This is a genomic window from Sorangium sp. So ce836 (assembly GCF_028553905.1).
Taxonomy (GTDB): Bacteria; Myxococcota_A; Polyangia; order Polyangiales; family Polyangiaceae; genus Sorangium; species Sorangium cellulosum_D.
Window position 1 is genome coordinate 4611535 of the sequence record NZ_CP102233.1, and the last position, 20702, is coordinate 4632236.

The 20702-nt window shown below is 71.3% G+C and carries 17 protein-coding genes; 11 read left to right on the forward strand and 6 right to left on the reverse strand.

Annotation, left to right across the window (positions count from 1 at the left end; genetic code table 11):
• Positions 1-35: 35 nt before the first annotated feature.
• Complete coding sequence (locus NQZ70_RS16980) at positions 36-3029, reverse strand: UPF0182 family protein (protein ID WP_129575136.1); 2994 nt, start codon at positions 3027-3029, stop codon at positions 36-38.
• 406 nt (positions 3030-3435) lie between these two features.
• Between NQZ70_RS16980 and NQZ70_RS16985 the strand changes: the two genes are divergently transcribed.
• Genes NQZ70_RS16985 through mnhG form a run of 7 tightly spaced genes read left to right on the forward strand, consistent with a single transcriptional unit; the run spans position 3436 to position 9346 of the window.
• Positions 3436-5724, forward strand: coding sequence for a putative monovalent cation/H+ antiporter subunit A (locus NQZ70_RS16985; protein ID WP_129575137.1), 2289 nt, complete (start codon positions 3436-3438; stop codon positions 5722-5724).
• A gap of 3 nt (positions 5725-5727) precedes the next feature.
• Positions 5728-6147 carry a Na+/H+ antiporter subunit B gene (locus tag NQZ70_RS16990; RefSeq protein WP_129575138.1) on the forward strand — a complete coding sequence of 140 codons (420 nt, stop codon included), beginning with the start codon at positions 5728-5730 and terminating at the stop codon, positions 6145-6147.
• Positions 6144-6491 (forward strand): Na+/H+ antiporter subunit C, encoded by a 348-nt coding sequence (locus NQZ70_RS16995; RefSeq protein WP_129575139.1) that lies wholly within the window; start codon positions 6144-6146, stop codon positions 6489-6491. Before NQZ70_RS16990 ends, NQZ70_RS16995 begins: the two co-directional genes overlap by 4 nt.
• The gene (locus NQZ70_RS17000; RefSeq protein WP_129575140.1) at positions 6488-7999 is read left to right on the forward strand and encodes a proton-conducting transporter membrane subunit; all 1512 of its coding nucleotides are present in this window, start codon (positions 6488-6490) and stop codon (positions 7997-7999) included. Before NQZ70_RS16995 ends, NQZ70_RS17000 begins: the two co-directional genes overlap by 4 nt.
• Positions 7996-8469, forward strand: coding sequence for a Na+/H+ antiporter subunit E (locus NQZ70_RS17005; RefSeq protein WP_129575141.1), 474 nt, complete (start codon positions 7996-7998; stop codon positions 8467-8469). Before NQZ70_RS17000 ends, NQZ70_RS17005 begins: the two co-directional genes overlap by 4 nt.
• Positions 8466-8732, forward strand: a complete 267-nt coding sequence (locus NQZ70_RS17010; RefSeq protein WP_129575142.1) for a monovalent cation/H+ antiporter complex subunit F — start codon at positions 8466-8468, stop codon at positions 8730-8732. Before NQZ70_RS17005 ends, NQZ70_RS17010 begins: the two co-directional genes overlap by 4 nt.
• Complete coding sequence (mnhG, locus tag NQZ70_RS17015; RefSeq protein WP_129575143.1) at positions 8729-9346, forward strand: monovalent cation/H(+) antiporter subunit G; 618 nt, start codon at positions 8729-8731, stop codon at positions 9344-9346. The genes NQZ70_RS17010 and mnhG overlap by 4 nt, the downstream gene beginning before the upstream one ends.
• Positions 9347-9422: 76 nt before the next feature.
• Here the strand turns inward: mnhG and NQZ70_RS17020 are convergent, their stop codons facing one another.
• Both NQZ70_RS17020 and NQZ70_RS17025 read right to left on the reverse strand, forming a co-directional pair.
• A complete protein-coding gene (locus NQZ70_RS17020; RefSeq protein ID WP_129575144.1) occupies positions 9423-10568 on the reverse strand; it encodes an FAD-binding oxidoreductase in 1146 nt (381 codons plus the stop codon).
• Between the two features lie 114 nt (positions 10569-10682).
• A complete protein-coding gene (locus NQZ70_RS17025) occupies positions 10683-12329 on the reverse strand; it encodes a di-heme-cytochrome C peroxidase (RefSeq protein ID WP_129575145.1) in 1647 nt (548 codons plus the stop codon).
• Positions 12330-12823: 494 nt separating this feature from the next.
• On the opposite strand from NQZ70_RS17025, the gene NQZ70_RS17030 reads away from it, so the two are divergent.
• Positions 12824-13252 carry a hypothetical protein gene (locus NQZ70_RS17030; protein ID WP_129575146.1) on the forward strand — a complete coding sequence of 143 codons (429 nt, stop codon included), beginning with the start codon at positions 12824-12826 and terminating at the stop codon, positions 13250-13252.
• A gap of 140 nt (positions 13253-13392) precedes the next feature.
• Positions 13393-14862: a YdiU family protein gene (locus NQZ70_RS17035; RefSeq protein WP_129575147.1), complete on the forward strand. Its 1470-nt coding sequence runs from the start codon at positions 13393-13395 to the stop codon at positions 14860-14862.
• A gap of 19 nt (positions 14863-14881) precedes the next feature.
• Here the strand turns inward: NQZ70_RS17035 and NQZ70_RS17040 are convergent, their stop codons facing one another.
• Positions 14882-15970, reverse strand: a complete 1089-nt coding sequence (locus NQZ70_RS17040; RefSeq protein WP_129575148.1) for a HisA/HisF-related TIM barrel protein — start codon at positions 15968-15970, stop codon at positions 14882-14884.
• A 258-nt stretch (positions 15971-16228) separates the two neighbouring features.
• Between NQZ70_RS17040 and NQZ70_RS17045 the strand changes: the two genes are divergently transcribed.
• Complete coding sequence (locus NQZ70_RS17045; protein WP_129575149.1) at positions 16229-17779, forward strand: PQQ-binding-like beta-propeller repeat protein; 1551 nt, start codon at positions 16229-16231, stop codon at positions 17777-17779.
• 24 nt (positions 17780-17803) lie between these two features.
• Here the strand turns inward: NQZ70_RS17045 and NQZ70_RS17050 are convergent, their stop codons facing one another.
• Positions 17804-18364: a tyrosine-protein phosphatase gene (locus NQZ70_RS17050; RefSeq protein ID WP_129575150.1), complete on the reverse strand. Its 561-nt coding sequence runs from the start codon at positions 18362-18364 to the stop codon at positions 17804-17806.
• Positions 18365-18737: 373 nt separating this feature from the next.
• On the opposite strand from NQZ70_RS17050, the gene NQZ70_RS17055 reads away from it, so the two are divergent.
• Positions 18738-19598, forward strand: coding sequence for a hypothetical protein (locus NQZ70_RS17055; protein ID WP_129575151.1), 861 nt, complete (start codon positions 18738-18740; stop codon positions 19596-19598).
• A 60-nt stretch (positions 19599-19658) separates the two neighbouring features.
• On the opposite strand, the gene NQZ70_RS17060 is transcribed toward NQZ70_RS17055, so the two are convergent.
• Positions 19659-20702, reverse strand: a complete 1044-nt coding sequence (locus NQZ70_RS17060; protein WP_129575152.1) for a glucose 1-dehydrogenase — start codon at positions 20700-20702, stop codon at positions 19659-19661.

Consider the following 20702-nt stretch of genomic DNA (forward strand, 5'->3'; position numbering starts at 1 on the left):
CGCACGCTCCTCTTCGCTCGGCGAGGGCACGCCCCTCATCGGACGTCGCGTAGCGTGCAACCGAAGCTGGCCAGGGGAAAGACGCGGTCTGCGGAGCGGCTACCCTGGAGCGCCTCGAGCGTCCGGCTCAGCGCCTCGAGCGATGCGGCGGCTTCGTGGAAGCGACGCTCGCCGAGCAGGCGCAGGTAGCTCGCGAGCGCGTCGTTGGCCCGCTGCGCCAGCGCGTCGGTCGCGCCGCGCGCGCCGGGGCCCTCCGGCACGCCGGGCAGGCCCGCCGCGGCCGGCTCCGGGGGCGGCCCGCCCTCGATGAGCCCGCGCAGCGCCGCGTCGAGCGAGCTCGCGTAGCTCATCCGGTCGCCGTGCATCACCACCACCACGCGGAGCTCCGGATACGCCGCCGTGTCCGCCTGGAGGAAGATGGGCTCGACGTAGAGGAGCGTGTCCTCGACAGGGATCACCAGCGCGTTGCCGCGGATCACCTTCTGACCTCGCTGGCTCCACAGGGAGAGCTGCGCCGACAGCACCGGATCCTGATCGATCTTCGTGTCCATCTGCTGGGTGCCGAGCACCCGCGTGTCCTTCGGGAACTTGTACGCGAGCATGCGCCCGTAGTTGTCGCCGTCGGACATGCCGGCGAGCCAGCCGATGAGCACCTGCCGGTCCTTCGGCGTGAACGGCAGGATCTGGGTGAACTCGGGCCGCCCCTCGCCCGGCGGCCTCCACATCACATAATAGGGCTCCACCGGCTGGACCTCGTCGTAATACTTCTCGGTCGCGCGCGCCCAGAGGTCCTCCTGGTTGTAGAACACCTCGGGATCCTTCATGTGGTACTTCGCGTAGACGAGCCCCTGCGCGAGGAGGAAATCCTCCGGATAACGCACGTGCGCGCGGAGCTCCGCCGGCATCTCCTCGCGCGGCAGGAGCAGGCCGGGGAAGATGCGGCTGTAGACCTGGACGATCGGATCCTCCGGCTCGAAGACGTAGAGCCGCACCGAGCCGTCGTAGGCGTCGACCACCGCCTTGACCGAGTTGCGCACGTAGTTCGCGCGGCGGAGGTGGTGCGTGAACCCTGCCCGCCCGCCCGCGTCGCCCGGCGCGCGCGCCCCGCTCATCCCGGCGCCCTCGGCGGAGAAGAAGCTCTCGCTGTAGGGGTAGTAGCTCGACGTGGTGTACGCATCGAGGATCCAGTGGAGCCGCCCGCCGGCGACGACGATGTACGGATCGCGATCGAGGGCCAGGAAGGGGGCGATCGCCCCCACGCGCTCGCGGACCTCGCGGCGGAACATCACCCGGCTGTCGTCCGTGGGGATGCCGGACACGAGGAGGCTCGTGCCGCCGAGCTTCCACCCGAAGAGGAGCTTGCGGAAGAGGCCGTCGAGCGCGATCCCGCCGGTGCCCGCGTAGCGCGTGTAGACGTTCTCCGAGCCGCTCGGATAGTCGAACTCCGGCTCCCTGGAGTTGGCCACCACGTAGCCGTGGGTGGTCTCTCCGTAATAGATCTCCGGCCGCTCGATCGCGAGCTCGGGTGAGGCGGAGACGGGCGGGATGTCCTTCACGAGCAGGTTCGGCTGCCCGTCGCGCGTGAAGTCGTGCGCCGAGGCCATCGCGACGCCGTAGCCGTGCGTGTACTTGAAGCGACGGTTGACGAAGGTCTGGTGATCGCGCGGCAGGTTCTCGGCGTTGAGCTCGCGCGGGGCGAGCATGACCTGCCGGTAGCGGTCGCCCACGGCGTAGCGATCGATGTCGATGCCGGGCATCTCGTAATAGAGGCGGATCGCCTGGAACTGTTGGATCACGGCGTCGAGCGCGCGCGGGTCCCAGATGCGCACCTCGGCCAGGAGATCCCGGTTGTTCGCCAGGGTCTCGCGGGTGAGCCGGTCGGAGACGGGGAACTCGGTGACCTCGACGTCGTGGAGGCGGAACCCCGCGCGGGTGAACGCGATGTTGTGGGCGAGGTAGGGGCGCTCGAGCGCGAGCTCGTTGGGCACGACCTTGAGCCACTGGACGAGCGCCGGGAGCGCATGCATGCCGAGCGCCCACGGCACCGCCACGAGGAGCGCCGGCGGCGCGACGAGCCACGCCAGGGCGCGCCGGCCCGCGCCGCGCTCGACGGCGGCGGCGCGGCAGAGGGCGCGCTGCACGGGCGGGAGGAAGAGCGCGATGCCCACGAGCGCCGCGATGACGGCGACGATGCGGGTGGCGGGCAGGCGCACGTGGACGTCGGTCCAGCCAGGGCCCACGACCACGCCCGACGACGAGTACATGAGGTGATAGGCCGCGAGCCACCGTCCCCAGGCGACGACGAGCGCGAGCGCTCCGAGAGAGAAGAAGACCGCGCGGTACCGCGCGGCGCCGGCAGGCGCGGCGTCCGCGGCGGGAGCCACGATGTTCGGCGCCGCGGCGCGCTCCGCGGGGAGGTCCGCAGGGGGCCTCGTGACGTGCCCCGCAGGGGGCGCCGCGGCGTGCTCCGCGGTGGGATGACGGGCCGTCCGCCGCGCCGACGCGAGGCCCGCGTCGACCGCCGCCCCGGCGAGCGCGAAGAGCGCGAGGGCCCACAGCAGGAAGGTAACAGCATCGTAGAACGGCAGCGAGAACAGGTAGAACGACGTGCTCCGGCCGAGGATGGGGTCGCGCTGCGCCGTGGGCACCTGCGCGAGGAAGCGCAGGATCACCTCCCAGCCGAAGAAGCCCCAGAGGGCGCCGAGCGCCGCGCCGAGCAGCGTCGGGACGCGGCGCGCGCCGGGCGACCGCGCAGGGCGCGTCAGCAGGAAGACGAGGAGCCCGCCGAGCGAAGCGGCCACGAGCGCCGAGAGCAACCGGGCCAGCGTCGCCTTCCAGAAGCGCGCGGTGTAACCGAGCTCGGCGAACCAGAGGTACTCGCCCCAGAAGCTCAGGAACCCGAAGAACGCGAGCGTGCCTGCCGCGAGCAGCGCTCCCGCCGCGACGGGCAGGCGCCTGCGCATCCACATCCCCCACGCGATCAGGGCTGCTCCGGCGCCGAGCAGCACCAGGATGAAAAGAACGTACATTCGATGCCTCCTTGGCGGGGCCCCACGCGGGGCGCGACTGTGCGCCCTCGGCGCGCAAGGACCGCGCCCGATCCAGCGCTGCGAACGCGTGTCGGCGACGCACGGGCAGGCGAGCTGGCCGCCGGGACCTCAGGGCAGAATGGATCTCTCCGCCGCGCGAGGACCACCGGTAGAGACTGACGCGCCCGCCTGCCGGCCAGGCGCAGGCGGCCGCCGAGGTGGAGCTTGCGCCCCGAGAGCTCCGGCTCCACCCATCTCGTCGACAGGGCGGTTGGAGCCGCTCGTGCTCGCTCGGAACGGGAGCCACGCGCATGACGCTCGTCCTCGCGACCGACTTTTCCGCTGACGCGCAGCGCGCCGGGGCCCGCCTCGGGCCCTCGCCGGCATCGAACGGGGACCTGCTGCGATGCTGTGGGCTGTCCTGAGCATATTCGTCGGAGCGCTGCTGGCGCCGGCCCTCTATCGCCGGCTCGGTCGCTCGGCCGGCTGGCTCTTCGCGGCGCTCACGCTCGGTGCGCTCGTGCTCGCGATGAAGTTCGCCCCGAGGCTCTTCGCCGAGGGGGAGGTCCATCACGCGTCGCTGCCGTGGATCCCGTCGCTCGGCGTGGAGCTCGCGGTGAGGCTGGATGGGCTCTCGCTCGTGTTCCTGGGGCTCATCTGCGGTATCGGGGCGCTGATCTTCGTGTACGCGAGCGAATACCTGCGCTCGCACCCGCGGCTCGGGCGGTTTTACGCCTATCTGCTCCTGTTCACGGGATCCATGGCGGGCCTCGTGCTCGCCGACGACGTCATCTTCCTCTTCGTGTGCTGGGAGCTCACGAGCGTGAGCTCGTATCTCCTCATCGGGTGGGACCACGAGCGGCCGGAGGCGCGCAAAGCCGCCTTGACGGCGCTCCTCGTGACGGGCGGCGGCGGGCTCGCCATGCTCGCGGGCCTCGTCCTCCTCGTCGTCGTCACCGGAGAGACGCAGATCTCGCGATTCTCGGGGGACGTGGTCCGCGAGAGCCCCCTCTACCTGCCGATCCTGCTCCTCGTCCTCGCGGGAGCCTTCACGAAATCGGCGCAGGTGCCCTTTCATTTCTGGCTCCCTCGGGCGATGGAGGCGCCCACGCCGGTCAGCGCCTACCTGCACTCGGCCACGATGGTGAAGGCCGGCGTCTATCTGCTCGCGCGCCTGCATCCCACGCTGGGCGCGACGCGCGAATGGCACCTCGTCGTGACGGGCTTCGGCGCCGCCACGATGGTGACCGGCGCGGCGCTCGCGGTCACGCAGGAGGATCTCAAGCGGATCCTCGCCTATTCCACCGTGAGCGTCCTCGGCCTCCTCACGATGCTCCTCGGCATCGGGACCCGGGCGGCCGTCTCCGCGGCGGTGGTCTATCTGGCCGCGCATTCGCTGTACAAGGGCGCGCTCTTCATGACCGCGGGGACCCTGGACCACGAGACCGGGACCCGCGACGTCACCCGTTTGCGGGGCCTCGCGCGGCGGATGCCGATCACCGCGACGGCGGCCGCGCTGGCGGCGATCTCGAGCGCGGGGGCGCCGCCCCTCCTCGGTTTCCTGTCGAAAGAGCTCTTCTACGAGGCCGTCCTCGCGTCGCCCTCGATGACGGCGGTCCTCGCCGGGGCCGCGGTCCTGTCGAGCGCCCTGCTGGTCGTGGTGAGCTTGGTCGCCGCCCATCGCCCCTTCTTCGGGGGTCCCCCGGCGGCGCCCACGCTCCCCCACGAAGCGCCGCCGTCCTTGTGGCTCGGGCCTGCCGTGCTCGCGGCTGCGAGCCTCGTCCTCGGGGTGGCGCCGCGGCTCCTCGGCGACCTCCCGGGCCTCGCGGCGACCGCCATCCTCGGCCGACCCGCGCCGCTCGAACTGCACCTGTGGCACGGCCTGACCCCCGTGCTCGGGCTCAGCGTCGCGACCCTCCTCGCCGGTCTCGGGCTCTTCCGTGTCCTCTCCGGCCGGGAAGGGCGCCTCCTCGACGCCGCCTCGCGCCTCGGGGCGTGGGGCCCCGCGCGCGTCTACGACGCTGCCTTCGCGGGGCTCCTCCGGTTCGCGGAGTGGCTGACCAGGCGCCTCCAGACGGGGCATCTGCGCCATTACCTGCTCGTCACGGTCCTGACGACGGTCGTGCTCGTCGGGACGCCGCTGCTCCGGAGCCTTCCTTTCGAGGTCCCGTCGCTCAACGTGGAGCTCCCGGAGCTCGTGCTCGCGGGCGTGATCCTCGGGTCCGCGGCCATGGCGACGCGCACGCAATCGCGCCTCGCCGTCGTCGCCGCGCTCGGCGCGATCGGCATCTGCGTCATGCTCGTCTTCGTGATTTTCAGCGCGCTCGATCTCGCGCTGACGCAGATCATGGTCGAGGTGCTGACGATCGTCATCTTCGTCCTCGTCCTGCACCATCTGCCGCGCTTCGTGCCCCGATCCTCCGCGCGCGTGTGGCTCCCGGACGCCATCGTCTCCGTGATCTTCGGGGCCACGGTGACCCTGTTGATCCTCATGTCGTCGACGCTCTCCCCGGAGCCGAGCCTGAGCGAGTTCTTCGTGGAGAAGGGATACGCCGAGGCCCACGGGCGGAACATCGTCAACGTGATCCTCGTGGATTTCCGGGCGATGGACACGCTGGGGGAGTGCACGGTCCTCTGCATGGCCGGGATCGGGGTCTATGCGCTGCTCGCGACCCGTACGCGGAAGGGCGCGTGAGCCATGCCCTCCTTGATCCTGCGCGCCGCGACGCCGGTCTTGATGGTGCTCCTGATCATCGTCTCGATTTACGCGCTCCTCCGCGGTCACCACGAGCCCGGGGGCGGGTTCGTCGGCGGGCTCATCATCGCGTCGGCGTTCTCGCTCCACGTCCTCGCGTACGACGTCCCCTCGACGCGCCGGCTGCTCCGCGTCGCGCCCCAGACGCTCATGGGGCTCGGGCTCTCGACGATCCTGCTCTCGGGCGTCATCGGGCTCGTGGCCGGCGGAGCCTTCCTGCAAGGCCTGTGGGCGACCGTCCCCGTGCCGGGGCTCGGCGACGTCGCGGTGGGGACGCCGGTGATGTTCGACGTCGGCGTGTATGCCGCGGTGATGGGCATGGTGCTCATGATCGTCCTCATGACCGCGGAGATGAATGCATGACGGTCCTCCTCGCGATCGTCGTCGGCGGGCTCTATGCGTCGGGGCTGTTTCTCATGCTCCGGCGCAGCATCGTGAAGCTCGCCTTCGGCCTCGTGCTGCTCGGGCACGGGACGAACCTCCTCATCCTCACGGCAGGCGGCGTCGTCCGCGGCCGCCCGCCGCTGATCCCCAGGGGTGGAGGGGGCTTCCAGGCGCCGCCGGCCGATCCCGTGGCCCAGGCGCTGATCCTGACGGCGATCGTCATCAGCTTCGCGGTCGTCGCGTTCACCGTCGTGCTCCTTCATCGCGTTCATCGGACGATGGGCAGCGACGACATCGACTCTCTCGAATCGACCCGCCCATGAAGGTGCTCCTCGTCCTGCCCGTCCTCGTCCCCATGACCACGGCGGCCCTCTCGCTCCTTTTCTTCCAGCGCACAGGGAGACAGCCCGCGCTCGGCCTCATCGGGAGCGCCCTTCAGCTCGCCGTCGGCGTCGCCTTGCTCCGCGCGGTGCACCGGGGGGGCATTCAGTCGACCCAGCTCGGCGGCTGGCCCGCGCCGTACGGCATCACCTTCGTGGTCGACCTCTTCTCGGCGCTGATGGTCCTGCTCTCGGGCATCATCGCGGTCGTCACGTCGATCTACTCCGTGTCGGACATCGACCGGGAACGGCGGGCGCGCGGGTTCTACCCGCTCATGCACGCGCTCCTCATGGGCACGAACGGCGTCTTCGTCACCGGCGACCTCTTCAATCTATATGTCTGGTTCGAGGTGACGCTGATCGCGTCCTTCGTGCTCCTGGTGCTCGGCAACGAGCGGCCGCAGATGCAGGGCGCGATCAAGTACGTCGCGATGAACCTGATCGCGAGCGCCCTCTTCCTCACCGGCCTCGGCATCCTGTACGGATCCGTGCACGCCCTCAACATGGCCGACCTCTCGCTCAAGCTGCCGAGCCTCGCGCCGTCGATCCGGATCACGCTCGCGATGATCTTCCTCGTCGCGTTCGGCATCAAGGCCGCTGTCTTCCCCCTCTTCTTCTGGCTGCCGGACTCGTATCACACGCCTCCCGTGACGGTCACCGCGCTGTTCGCGGGGCTCTTGACGAAGGTGGGCGTCTACGCCCTCGTGCGTATCTTCACCCTCGTCTTCGTGGTCGACCAGGGAGCCACCCACGCGCTCCTCCTCGGGATAGCGGCGTTCACCATGGCCGTCGGCGTGCTCGGCGCGGTGTCCCACCGGGAGGTCCGGCGGATCCTCGCGTTCCACAGCGTGAGCCAGGTCGGCTACATGGTCATGGGCCTCGGCCTGTTCACGTTGTCGTCCCTCTCGGGGGCGATCTTCTTCGTCTTGCACCACGCCATCATCAAGTCGAACCTCTTCCTCATCAGCGGCATCATGCGCTCCGACGGGAAAGACGTCCCCCTCGAGCTTCAGGGCGGGCTCCTCGCGCGGAGCCCCGGGCTCTCCGCCTGCTTCCTCGTCACGGCCCTCTCCCTCGCCGGCATGCCGCCCTTGTCGGGGTTCTGGGCCAAGCTCATCTTGGTGCGGTCGGGGCTCGAGGTCGGCTCGCGAGGGGCCGCGGCCGTCGTCGCCACGAGCCTCGCCGTCGGCCTCGTCACCCTCATCTCGATGACGAAGATATGGAACGAGGCCTTCTGGAAGCCCGCGCCCGCCGAGGCCGACCTCGCCCCGCGCGAGGGCGGGGCGCGGCGTCGCGCGCTCCTGTACGTGCCGGTCGTCCTGTTGACCGCGCTGGGCTTCATGCTCGGGATGGCGCCCGAGCCGCTCCTCGACGTCGTCCGGCGGGCCGCCGCGCAGCTCGCCGAGCCGACCGAATACGTGCGCACCGTGCTGGGGGAGGGGCGCCCATGAGAGCCCTCGTCCTCAATCTGTTCCTGGCGATCGTCTGGGTGACCCTGCTCGGCCGCGTCACCGCAGGGGGCCTCGTCTTCGGCTTCCTCCTCGGGTACCTCCTGCTCTTCGGGCTCCGGCGCCTGCTCGGCCCCACGACCTATTTCGAGAAGCTGCCAGGGGTGCTGTCGTTCCTGCTCTTTTATGCGCGAGAGATGGTGCGGGCGAACATCAGGGTCGCCCGCGACGTCATTTCGATCCGGCGAAAGAGCCGCCCCGGCATCGTCGCGGTCCCCCTGGATCTGACGACCGATCTCGAGATCACGGTGCTGACGAACCTCCTCGCCCTGACGCCCGGCACCTTCGGCCTCGACGTCTCGAGCGACCGCACGGTCCTCTTCGTCCATGCGATGTTCGTGGACAGCGCCGACGCGCTGCGCGCGACCATCAAGAACGACCTCGAGCGCCGCGTGAAGGAGCTCTTCCGATGACCCCGCTCTTGCTCGTCGCGATCGCCGTCGTCACGGTGGCGTTCGTCGTCGCGTTCATCCGACTCCTGCTCGGGCCGAGCCTCCCGGACCGCGTGGTCGCCATGGACCTCATGGCGACGGTCGGCAGCGGGGGCATCGCCCTCTACGCGATGGTGACCGACCAAGGCATCCTCCTCGACGCGGTGATGGTGCTGTCGCTCATCTTTTTCCTCGGCACCATCGCGTTCGCGTATTACCTCGAGCGACAGGGGGAGGGTTCATGATCCTCGAGCTCGTCGAGGGCGCGCTCCTCGTCGTCGGATGCATCTTCATGCTGCTCGCGGCCGTGGGCATCCTGCGCATGCCGGACCTGTTCACGCGCCTCCAGGTGACATCGAAGGCCTCGGTGTTCGGGATGACGTGCATCATCTCGGCATCCGCCCTTCATTTCCGTGACCCGGCCGTCACCACCCGGGCCATCGTCATCATCGCATTCGTGGTGCTGACGATGCCCGTAGCCACGCACTTGCTCGCTCGCGCCGGTTACACGACCAACACGCCCCTCTCGCCAGAGACCGTGGTGAACGAGCTCGCGGGGCATTACGATCCGACGACCCATACCCTCGCCGGCGCAGAGCCGAGGGTCCGCACGTTCGAGCTCGCGTCCGGGGCCGCCGTCGTCGGCAAGCGTATCGCCGAGCTCGACCTGCCTGCCGGGGTGCTCATTCGCGCCATTCACCGGGAGGGCGGGACCGTCGTGCCCCGGGGCCAAACGATCCTCGAGGCCGGCGACAGGCTCGACGTGCTCGCGGAGCCGGCAGAGATCGGCCGCGTGCGTGACATCTTCCTGGCCCAGGCCGCGACGACGGCGACGGACGATCCGGACGGCGATCCGTGATAGGCAACGCTGCCCGGCGGAGCGCGCGCGTCGGTGGGCGGGCCGGGCGAGGCGATCGCGTCCGCGGTCCTGCGGATCAAGGAGCGAAGACGGAGCCGCGGTTCAGGATGCCCCCCGGGTCCTGTTGCGCCTTGAGGCCGCGGAGCGCCGCGTAGGTCTCCTCGCCGAAGCACGCGCGGTAGGCGTCGGCGCCGGAGGTCGACTCGGACTGGATGTAGCGGCGGCAGCCGAGCTCGATGGCGGCGCGCGTGAGCGCCTCGTCATGGGCGCGCAGCGGGCCCGCGGCGTCCCCGGAAGGCAGGCGCAGCGCGCCCCAGGAGCCGAGCGCGAAGAACGGCTCATCGCGCGGGTAGACCAGCGCCGGCACCGGGCGCCGCTGGCGGATCGGGTACGCGTAGCGCCGGCGGTACGAGAGCAGGCCCGCGTGCTCCGCCTCGAGGGCGGCGAGCCGCGCCTGCGCCTTCGCGAGGCTCCTCCCCGGGGTGAACAGCGTGAACCACAGGAGGCGCTCGTCGCGCTCGGCCTCGTCCGGACCGGGGCCGAGGAGCTCCGGCGAGGCGGCGATGCGCTCGCGGCTGACGCTGGCGCCGGCCGGGTAGGGCGGGGGAGCCGCGGTGTCCAGCGGGCAGAGGTCGAGCGTCGCCTCGACGACGATGCCGAGCTGGCCCATCGCGCCGAACAGCCACGGAAAGAGCGCATGATGCCTGTCGACGCGCTGAAGGCGGCCCGCGCCGTCGACGAGCGTCAGGGCCGCGACGTTCTCCCAGAAGCCCCCGTGCAGGTTGGAGCGCGGCCCGAAGCCGCCCGCGGCGACGAACCCGGCGACCGAGGGCCCGGCGTGGCCGTCGTTGACGACGGGCACGGTATAGCCGTGGCGCTCCACGAGGTTGCGCAGGCTCCAGAGGACGACGCCGGCGCCCGCGGTCACGGTGCCTTCCACCTCGAAGCGGACGTCGCCGAGGCGCTCCGTGCGGAGGAGGAGCTCGTGCGCGGCTGGCAGGGAGGCGCCGTTCAGCGCGTGGCCCTGGCCCCGGATCCGCACGGGGACGCCGTGCCGGTGGGCCGTCCCGACGGCGTCGGCGAGCTCGGCGGAGGAGGCGGGGGCGATCTCGCAAAAGGTATCGGCGCTCTGCCGGAGGCGGCCGAAATGGGAGATCGGGCCGGAGACGACGCGCGGCGCGAACGCGGAGAAGAGGTCGCGGAGCTGCTGCGGGGAGCGCACGGAGCGAGCGTACACGGGAAGAGGAATCGGTGCTCGGTCCTCACGTTCGGGAACCCGGCGCTCGCGACGTCCTGGTGCATCCGGTACGCCGAAGAAGGCCCCGCGGCGCGCCGGTCACAGCGTCTTCAGATACTCCACGAGGTCCCATCGCTCCTGCTCGGTCAGCGCGGGCCCGATGACGCCGCGGCCCCGCGGCCCGTCCCGGTACTCGTGTCCGGCGTTCGAGTTGCCGGTCACGTCCGTCGCGAACTCGAACGCCCGCTGGGACGGCTCCACCCGGAGGCCGACGCGCTCGGGGTCGAACTCCGCGCTGCCGACGTGGAACCGCTTGGAGCGCCGGTCTGCCGGCAGGAGGAGCTCGTACAGGCTCGGGACCGAGCCGTTGTGGAGGTAGGGCGCCGTCGCCCAGATCCCGTTCAGCTCGCGCGCCTTGTACGCGAGCGGCGCGCGCCACCGGTTCGGGCGATACCCGTCCCACTCGAGCCTGCGCTCCGCGGACAGGCCGAGCTCGTCGTACTTCGTCTCACGAATCGCCGAGGTCGCGCGCTCCAGCGCGGCTGCCATTCCCATCGTTCCGAGCCCGAGCGCGCTCAGATCGGCCGTGCGTTCGTTGAAGCTGACGGCGTGGGTGGGATCCGTGCCGATCTCGTCGAGCGGGGTCATCGTCACCATCCGGAAGCGCTTGCCGTGCGGGTCGGGGGGGCTCAGGCGCGGCTCGTGACAGCGCGCGCAGTGCGTCGTGAAGAGGCGCCAGCCGCGCGCGGCGCGCTCCGGATCGATGCGGCCGAACAGGTGCTCGGGCCACCGCGGAGACCGGAGCTTCTCCAGCTGCTGCTCGAGCAGATGCAGGTTGTCCACGCGAATGCTGGATTCGACGCGCACCGCGGAGCCCTGCGACGGCACGCGGAACGACGTGTGGGTGCCCACGCCCAGGGCCTCCCCGATGTTGCGCCCCATGGGTTGCATGATGGATCCGTTCCACTGCACCCAGTCGTAGCTCGACGTGTCCCATAGGTGGGGGTAGTCCACCGGCGCGTTCGTCGCGCGCAGGTTCTCCGGGCTGAGCGACCCGAACAGCAGGTTGCCAGCGCGCCCGAGCGCGTCCAGCCTGCCGAAGCCCGACACCGTGGCGTGGGCTCCCGCCTCGCCCCCGGTGAGCGCCCGCAGCCGGGCCGGCGCGAGCGCCTCCTTCATGCGCTCCTCGAGGCCGCGCCGGGAAGCCTCGTTGTACCCGTCCTTGAGGACCGCCCTGGCGAAGCGATCGAGCTTCTCCGGCGTCCTGTAGGTGAGGGCGAGCGCGCTCAGGACCGCATCGGTGAAGGCGACAACGTCGATCCCGGCCGGCCCGCCGTCGATCCGGATGCGCGCGCCGCGGTAGGTGATCTCGCGGGTGTGGCAGGCCCCGCAGGTGAACCCGACGTACGCCTCGCGGGTCGCCGGGTCGACGTCCTTGGCGAGGCCCACCGGGAAGCGCTCCGGGTTGCTCTCGATATCTGGATCTGGAATGAAGCGATAGCGCGTCACATAGTCGCTCGCGACGAACGGCCGCGCGCTATCCTGCTGCTCGAGCGCCAGAAACCACGCGAGCGGCAGGAGCCTGGTCCCCTGGGACCTGTGATAGAAGATCTGGCGTTCCTCTCGACCCCATCCCTGGTCGAGAAACACGGCGCGCGCGTCGGGCCGGCGGCCCTTGGAATGCGCGCATCCGACCGAGGTCGCAAGCATCGCGAGCGCGATGGCGCCGATCCGAATCGTGGACATGATCCCCCCCGAATTGTCAGGCCCGCCATGTCTGGCGGTGCGCATCCGTCGGCGATGCCGCGCCGGCTGAGGTGATCGCCTCGCCGCCACGTCTCATGTCACGATCCAGCAGCAGCGCTCTCTCGTCATCAGCCCTCTTCAGGGCACGTGGTGCCTATACCGCGCCGTCGCAGTACGCCTCGAACGGAGCGCGTGAAGCGCGGCCTGTATGAAGCAAGCCTACGGCTCGATGTGCCGGCGTCAAGCAGACGAGATGAGAGGCCCCCACACCGATGCTGCGATGGTCGGGACATCCGAGGCGCCCCGCGCGCGGCGCACGGCGCGAAGACGCCGCGGACGGCCGCCGGGGGCCGGCCGCGCGCCAGGTGGCCTCGTCGCGGTCGCCCTCGGCGACCTCGCGGCGCGCCCGGGGGCGCGCCGCGCGAGCGCCACGTGAAGGCCGCCTCTACACTGTCGAGACCGGCGAGCCGGCGACGCGACCCGGGAGGAGATCCATGCGACGATTCACCATCCCCGGTTTGCTGATGGCGTGCCTCTCGAGCTGCACGTCCGCGCCGCCGTCGGCGCCGGGGGAAGGGCAGGTCGAGGGGCCTCGGCCGCCCACGGCCACGTGCCCGACCGAGAAGCTCGCGTTCACCAGGGAGACGGGGTGCGCGAACGACGGATCCGTCGAGTTCTGCCTGCCGACGGGCGACGAGGCGCTCCTCGCCCGCGTGCGGGACATCGCGCCGACGATCCAGGCGGGCTCGTCGCGCGGGCGCGCCGGGTGCGATGTGCCCGCGGAGACGCTGTACTTCTTCCCCACGGGAGACGCCGAGTGCGCCGCGCGCCACGGCGCGCTCGAGGACGCGGCCTGGGACAAGGTCTGCCGCATCGCCGCGCTGCCCGAGGTGCGGGCGATCGTGCCGACGTGGTACGAGTGATCGGGGCGCCCCCGGCGCCGCCGCGATCGCTCGTTTGCGGGGCGGCGCGAGGGCGCGGATTGCAGTAGAACCTCGGCAGACGCCGGCAGAGCGACGCCTCCGAGGACGCTGCTGGCCCCCACCCGCCCCGAGGCTCCCCGATGAAGCTCGCCTTCGACAACACCTACGCCCGGCTCCCGGACCGGTTCTACGCGCGCGTCTCCCCCGCCAAGGTCCGCGAGCCGCGCGTCGTGAAGGTCAACCGCGCGCTCGCGGAGGTGCTCGGGCTCGACGCGGAGCAGCTCGCGTCCGCGCAGGGGGCAGAGGTGCTCTCGGGCAACGCGCTGCCCGAGGGCGCGGAGCCGATCGCGCTCGCGTACGCGGGGCACCAGTTCGGCAGCTTCGTGAATCAGCTCGGGGACGGCCGGGCCATCCTGCTCGGCGAGGTCGTCGGCAAGGACGGCAAGCGGCGCGACATCCAGCTCAAGGGCGCGGGGCGGACGCCGTTCTCGCGCGGCGGAGACGGGCGCGCCGCGCTCGGGCCGGTGCTGCGCGAGTACGTCGTGAGCGAGGCCATGGCGGCGCTCGGCGTGCCGACGACGCGCGCGCTCGCCGCCGTGACCACGGGCGAGCCGGTCTTCCGCGAGGAGGTGCTCCCGGGCGCGGTGCTCACGCGCGTGGCCGCGAGCCACCTCCGCGTGGGCACGTTCCAGTTCTTCGCCGCGCGCGGCGACCGCGAGGCGCTCTCCACCCTGGCGTCGTACGCGCTCGCCCGGCACTACCCCGAGGCGGCGGGCAGCGGCAACGACGCGCTGGCGCTGCTCGACCGCGTCATCGAGGCGCAGGCGAGCCTCGTCGCGCGCTGGCTGGGCGTCGGCTTCGTGCACGGCGTGATGAACACCGACAACACCTCGATCTCCGGCGAGACCATCGACTACGGGCCGTGCGCGTTCCTCGACGAGTACGATCCCGAGAAGAAGTTCAGCTCGATCGATCGCGGCGGCCGCTACGCCTTCGGGAACCAGCCGGGCATCGCCCAGTGGAACATGCTGCGGCTCGCCGAGGCGCTGCTGCCGCTCCTCGCCGACGACAAGGACGAGGCCGTTCGCCTGGCGACCGAGCGCGTGCAGCGCTTCACCGGCCTGTTCGTGGAGGCGCACGAGCGCGTCTTGCGGGCGAAGCTGGGGCTCGCGCGCGAGGAGGACGACGACCTCGCGCTCGCCGCCGATCTGCTGGAGCGGCTCGCGTCGAACGGCGTCGATTACACGCTCTTCTTTCGCCGGCTGTGCGCGTCGGCGGAGGACCCCGCCGCCGACGCGCAGGTGGCCTCGCTGTTCGCGGAGCCCGGCGCCTTCCGCGACTGGGCCGAGGCGTGGCGCCGGCGGCTCGCCAGGGAGGACGTCGCGTCCGAGGCGCGCGCGCGGGCGATGCGGCTCGTCAACCCCGCGTTCATCCCGCGCAACCACCGGATCGAGGCGCTCATCCAGGCGGCGATCCGCGGCGACTTCGAGCCCTTCGAGACGTTCGTGCGGGTGCTCGAGCGACCGTACGAGGATCAGCCGGAGCTCGCCCATCTGAGCGAGCCCCCGCAGCTGGACGAGCGCGTGCAGTACACGTTCTGCGGGACGTGAGCGGGGCGGGGGCGGCCCCTCAGTCGGCCACGAAGCCTTTCCATCGCCGCAGGTACCCGGCGAAGGTCTCGGAGACGCCGCGCTCGATCAGCTCGGCGCGCGTGAGCGGCGGCCGCCGCGGCTCCCAGGTGGGATCGGCGATCCGCTGCGGCCAGTCGGGGTTGGCGATGCCGGCGCGCCCCAGCGCGACCGCGGTGGCGCCCTTGTCGAGGAGCGCCTCGGCCTCGACGCGCGTCCAGACGCCGCCGGCGACCACGAGCGGCAGGCTCGCCCCCACCGCCTCGCGGAACAGCGGCAGCGGGTGCGCGTCCGGGCGCTTCCGCGAGGGCTTGCTCGCGTCCCACAGCGAGAGGTGGAGGAAGTCGGCGCCGTCGTCGACGAGCCAGCGGGCGAGCTCGAGGTTCTCGTCGAGGTCGAGCCCCTTGGCCTGGCCCCAGTCCTCGGGCGACAGGCGCACGCCGACCACGAAGGACGCGGGCACCGCGGCGCGGACCGCCCGGAGGGTCTCGCGCAGCAGGCGCGCCCGGTTCTCCCACGCGCCGCCCCAGCGATCCGTGCGGCGGTTCTGGGTGGCGGACAGGAACTGGCCGAGGAGGTAGCCGTGCGCGCCGTGCAGCTCGACGCCCGCGAAGCCGGCGAGGAGCGCCCGCGCCGCGGCGTCGCGGAAGCGGTCGATCACGGCGAGGATGTCTTGCTCGGTGGCGGCGCGGGGGACGGGCAGGTCCGGCTCGGCGACGGCGCTGGCGCTCCACGTGGGCAGGCCGGACACCTGCGGATTGGCGCGGAGGCCGCCGTGAAAGAGCTGGACGAGGCCCAGCGCGCCGGGGGCGGCGATCGCGGCCGCGAGCCGGCGCAGGCCGGGCAGGAGCCGGTCGGCGAAGATGCCGAGCTCGCCCTTCCAGGCATGGCCGTCCTCGGCGACGTGGGCGGCGCAGGTCTCGACCACGCCGAAGCCGCCTTGCGCGCGGCAGGAGAGCCAGCGGAGCTCGTCGTCGCCCAGGGAGCCGTCGTCGTGGCTTTGCCCGTTCGTGAGCGGGGCGAGCCAAACGCGGTTCCTGGCGGTGAGGCCGTTCGGGAAGGAGAAAGGAGAGAGCAGGGGTGAGGTCACGGGCCGATGTTTAGCACTCGCTGCCTCTTTCCCTACAACGATGACCACGCGTCTGGTCGATCGTACCGAGGTGCTCAAACCTGCGTCGCGGTAACCGGACCCGGCCATGTCACGAGCGCTTCGGCCATCCTCTCTATCCGATTGACACGCAGCTCGATTCCGCGTGACGTATGTCCGGGGTGTCTTGTTGCAGCGAGGATGGAACGGGCGTGCCGGGCCGCCGATCGCCGCTCACCTCGATGCCCCAGGAGGATCATCATGAAGCGCATCTTCTGGGCGCGGTCCGCGGTCGCGGCCGCCGCATGTCTCGCCGTGCTCTATGTCGCCCAAGGTCGCACCGCGATGGGCACGGGCGCCGGGCGCTGGACGGTCTACGGCAAGGATCTCGCCAACACGCACCACGCGTCCGACGAGAACGAGATCGGGCCGGCCAACGTCGGTTCGCTCTCCGTGAAGTGGGCTTTCACGACGACTGGCATCGTCCCCGCGACGCCGGCCGTCGACCACAGCGCGGTGTACTTTCCGGACGGGGGCGGCAACCTGTACAAGCTCGACGCCGAGACCGGGGTCCCCATCTGGACGCGCGCGATCCCGAGCCTCACGGGCACGGCGGACGCCGTCTCGCGCACGAGCCCCGCGCTCCACGGCCACATGCTGTTCGTCGGCACCCAGGCCGGCGCGCACATGCTCGCCGTGGACAGCCGCACCGGCGATCTCCTGTGGAAGACGCAGCTCGACCCGCACCCGGCGGCGATCATCACGCAGTCTCCCGTCGTGCACGGCGGGCGCGTGTACGTGGGCGTCTCCTCGCGCGAGGAGCTCTTCGCGGCGGACAACGCGTATCCGTGCTGCTCGTTCCGCGGCAGCGTGGTGGCGCTCGACGCGGTGACCGGGGAGGTGCTCTGGCAGCGCTACTTGGTCCCCGCCGGTTTCACCGGCGGCGCCGTCTGGGGGGGCGCGCCCGCGATCGACCTCGGGCGTCGCACCTTGTACGTGACCACCGGCAACAACTACACCGTGCCTCCGGCCGTCTCCGCGTGCGTGGAGGCGGCCGGCGACGACGCCCTCGCCGTAGAGGCCTGCCTCCCGGCCGACAACTATATCGATGCGGTCCTCGCGCTCGACCTCGACACCGGCGCGCTGAAGTGGGCGCGGCGGCTCCAGGGCTTCGATGCCTGGACCGGGGCGTGCTACTTCGGCGGCGACTGGTGCCCTGATCCGGCGGGCCCGGATTACGACTTCGGCACGGGCGCCACGCTGTTCTCGGCCGGCGCGGGGGCGGAGCGCCGCGATCTCGTCGGCGCCGGCCAGAAGAGCGGCATCTTCTGGGCGCTCGACCGGGACGACGGGAGCGTGGTGTGGAGCACGCTGGTCGGCCCCGGCGGGGAGCTCGGCGGCATCATGTGGGGAGTCGCCGTGGACGAGAGCCGGATCTACGTGCCGATCGGCAACAACGGTGGGGTCGAGTACACGCTGCAGCCCTCCGGCCAGGTCGTCTCGTGGGGATCGTGGAGCGCGCTCGACGCCGCCACGGGCGACATCCTGTGGCAGACGCCCGATCCCACGCCGGGCGCGCAGGATCGGGGGCCGTTGACGGTCGCGAACGGCGTGCTCTACGCCGGCTCGATGAGCGGCGACGTGCACGCCCTGAGCGCCGCGACGGGCGCGATCCTCTGGAGCCATCCGGCCGACGGCTCGGTCAGCGCCGGGCCGGCGGTGGCGCGCGGCACGGTGTACTGGGGGAGCGGCTACGAGAGCTTCGGGATCGGCACGCCGGGAAACACGCTGTTCGCGTTCGGCTTGCCGTAGCCCTGCCCCGGGCTCGCCGTCGATTCAGCCGGCTCGGCCGCGTCCGCCCGAGCCGAGCGCGGCCCGCAGCCTCGTCGGGTCGAATTCGGTCGGCGGCAGCCAGTCCAGGATGCCGTCGATGGCCCGATCGATCGCGATCGGGTCGGCGCCGTCGCTGAGCATGTACTCCTCCGCGACGACCTGCCGTGGCACGCCGATCGCGAGGAGCGCCGCCGCGATGACGACGCCGGTCCGGTCTCTTCCCGACGTGCAGTGGACGTAGACCGGCCACGCGAGATCGGGGGTCGCGAGCACGGAGAGGGCCTTGCCGAGCCAGCTCCTCACCCGGCGCTGCCGGGTGTCGTAGTTCTCGAGGTCATCCTCCGCGGCGACATGTACGTACCTGACGCCCGGGAGATGCGCAGGATCGGGGCCGCGTCGGAGGTTCAGGATCGTACTGGGCGAGCCGAGATCGCCGGCCGTCGTCATGAGATCGAAGCGCCCGCCGCGGAGCAGCCGGCCCGCAGGGATTGGCGACACGTCGAACCAGAGCCCGAGCATTTCACCCACGTCTCGGTAGTTGGCGGGTCGGAATGCCGCGGTCATATGCTGCTCTTCTCTCGGTCGAAACGACGGCCGCACGCAAGCCCCGGCCCCGGCCATCATGGAACGGTAGCGTATCTGACGATTACCCCCCCTTGTCAAGGAGGCCCGCCGGAGCGTCGGCCAGACGACCCCGGAGGTCATTCGACCAACACGCGCCCTCCGCGGCGCGCGTAGCGGAATGTCGCAGTGGGGCGCGCGTGCAGGTCGCGCATGAACGGTAACGATATGTGATTACATGTCGTCGTCGGACTCCGGCGCATCGTTGCAAACCCTCTCATGCGTTTCTCTCGACAGACGCTCAGCTCGCACGCCTGGATCGTGGCTTGCAATCTCACGGGACATGCAACATCACGCCGCTCTCGGACTGGCAATCATGGGTCTCACGCTGACGCTCGGCTGCGTCGGCGAAGCTGAAACCGCGGAGGCGCTCGACGAGAGCGCCGATGCATTCTCGACGGCGCCCGGTGAGCCGAACCACGAGGAGATCACCCACACGGCCCTGTCGTTCCTGAAGCCCTCCGTGCTCACCGCCCTGAAGGTCGGAAACGTGTCCACGGACGTCGCGTACCATTTCAGCAATACCGCCCACTTCGATGACTGCAACTTCAGCGGAGGCGCCGCCTTCGTCGCCGCGAAGCAAGCCGAGGCGGTGCGCGCGCTGGGCCCGGGCCTCCCGCTCCTGGACGGAGACGCCCTGGCCATGCTGGCCTTCGGGCGTTCGCTTCACGCGGTGCAGGATTTCTATGCACACACGAACTGGGTCGAGCTCGGCGGCGACGTCCTCGTGGACCAGTCGCTCACCGCTTTCCCCGCGCTCGCGCCGTATTCCGCGATCCCGTCGACGGGCTTCATCGTCGTGCAGGGCGATAAGCCGAAGCGAGCGGCGGTGACGCGCGACGCCGACGCCCCGTACCCGGAGTACGCCATCGTGACGGTCCGGGTCCAGCGGACGAACAAATATGGCCTCGTCTCGGGTACGGTCGAGTACGAGCCGGGGAACTACTGTCCGCCTCCGGTCGCGATGACGCACGACGAGCTCAGCAAGGACAAGACTTCATTGACCGATCGCACGGCGCAGCACCTGGCGGCGAAGTCGCTCGCGATCCAGCAGACACGCCATGAGTGGTGCCGGCTCAATCGGCTGGCGCGCGACGCGTGGGGCGACGCCGGGACTGCGCGCCTCGCGGCGTGGGTCGCCGACCCGAGCTCGGCGCCCGACTGCGGCATCGAGTGATCCATAAAGGCCCCTGTTCCGCGGGCCCGAGAGGTCCCTCCTCCGGCGGCGCCGGCGCGCTCACGCGAAGGCGATGACGGGCTTCACGTCCGCCGGCTTTCGCACGAGCGCCTCGGCCCAGCGGTCGAGCGGGACGCGGCGGGTGAGGAGGCGGTCGAGCCAGCCTTGATCCGCCCGGGCGAGCGACGCGGCGGCCGCCTCGTAGTGCCGCCGGTTCGCGTTGACCGTGCCGAAGACGACCGTGTTCTCGAGCACCATCTCGCGGTTCAGGCCCTGCACGTCGACCGGGAGCGTCCGCCCGCCCGAGGACACGCCGGCGAGGCACACGAGGCCGACCGGCGCCACGATCTGCATCGCGTCGTAGATGAGCCGCCCGACCCCCGTGCACTCGATGACCACGTCCACGCCCGCCCCGGCCTCCCGCACGCTGCTCGCGTGGTACGTCGCCCCGAGGTCGCGCACGAGGCCGGGCTTCGGTCCCTCGGTCACCCGGTCGAGCACGCGCACCTCGAGGCCGCGCTCCACGCCGAGCAGCGCCGCGAGCAGGCCGATGGGGCCCGCCCCGGTGACGAGCGCGCTCCGCGGCTTCCAGGTCGTCCGCGCGCCGATGCGCTCGATCTGGTCCCACGCCTTGGCCACGACGCTCGCCGGCTCGAGCAGCACGCCGCGCTCGCCGAGCTTCTTGTCGACGACCACCGCGAACTCGGGCTCGATGCGGTACCGCTCCGAGGCGTAGCCGTCGATCTCCTTGATGCCGCGCTCGGTGTAGCGGCCGTTGCGGCACATGTCCCACTCGCCCACCGCGCAGCTCGCGCACGGGACCGGGTCGGGGCGGCGCACGATCCCCACCACCCAGTCCCCCCGGTCGAGCCCGCTCCCGGGCGGCGCCTCGAGCACCTCGCCGAGCGACTCGTGCCCGATCACGAGCCGCGCCTTGCCCGGCGGCGCCCACCCGTAACCGCCGCTCACGATCTCGACGTCCGTGCCGCACACGCCGACGGCGAGCGTCTTGACCAGCACCGACCCGTGCGCGCTGGGCGGCTCGGGGATGTCTTCCAGGCGCCCGGAGCTCGGCTTGCCGGGCTCGACCGTGATTGCGCGCAT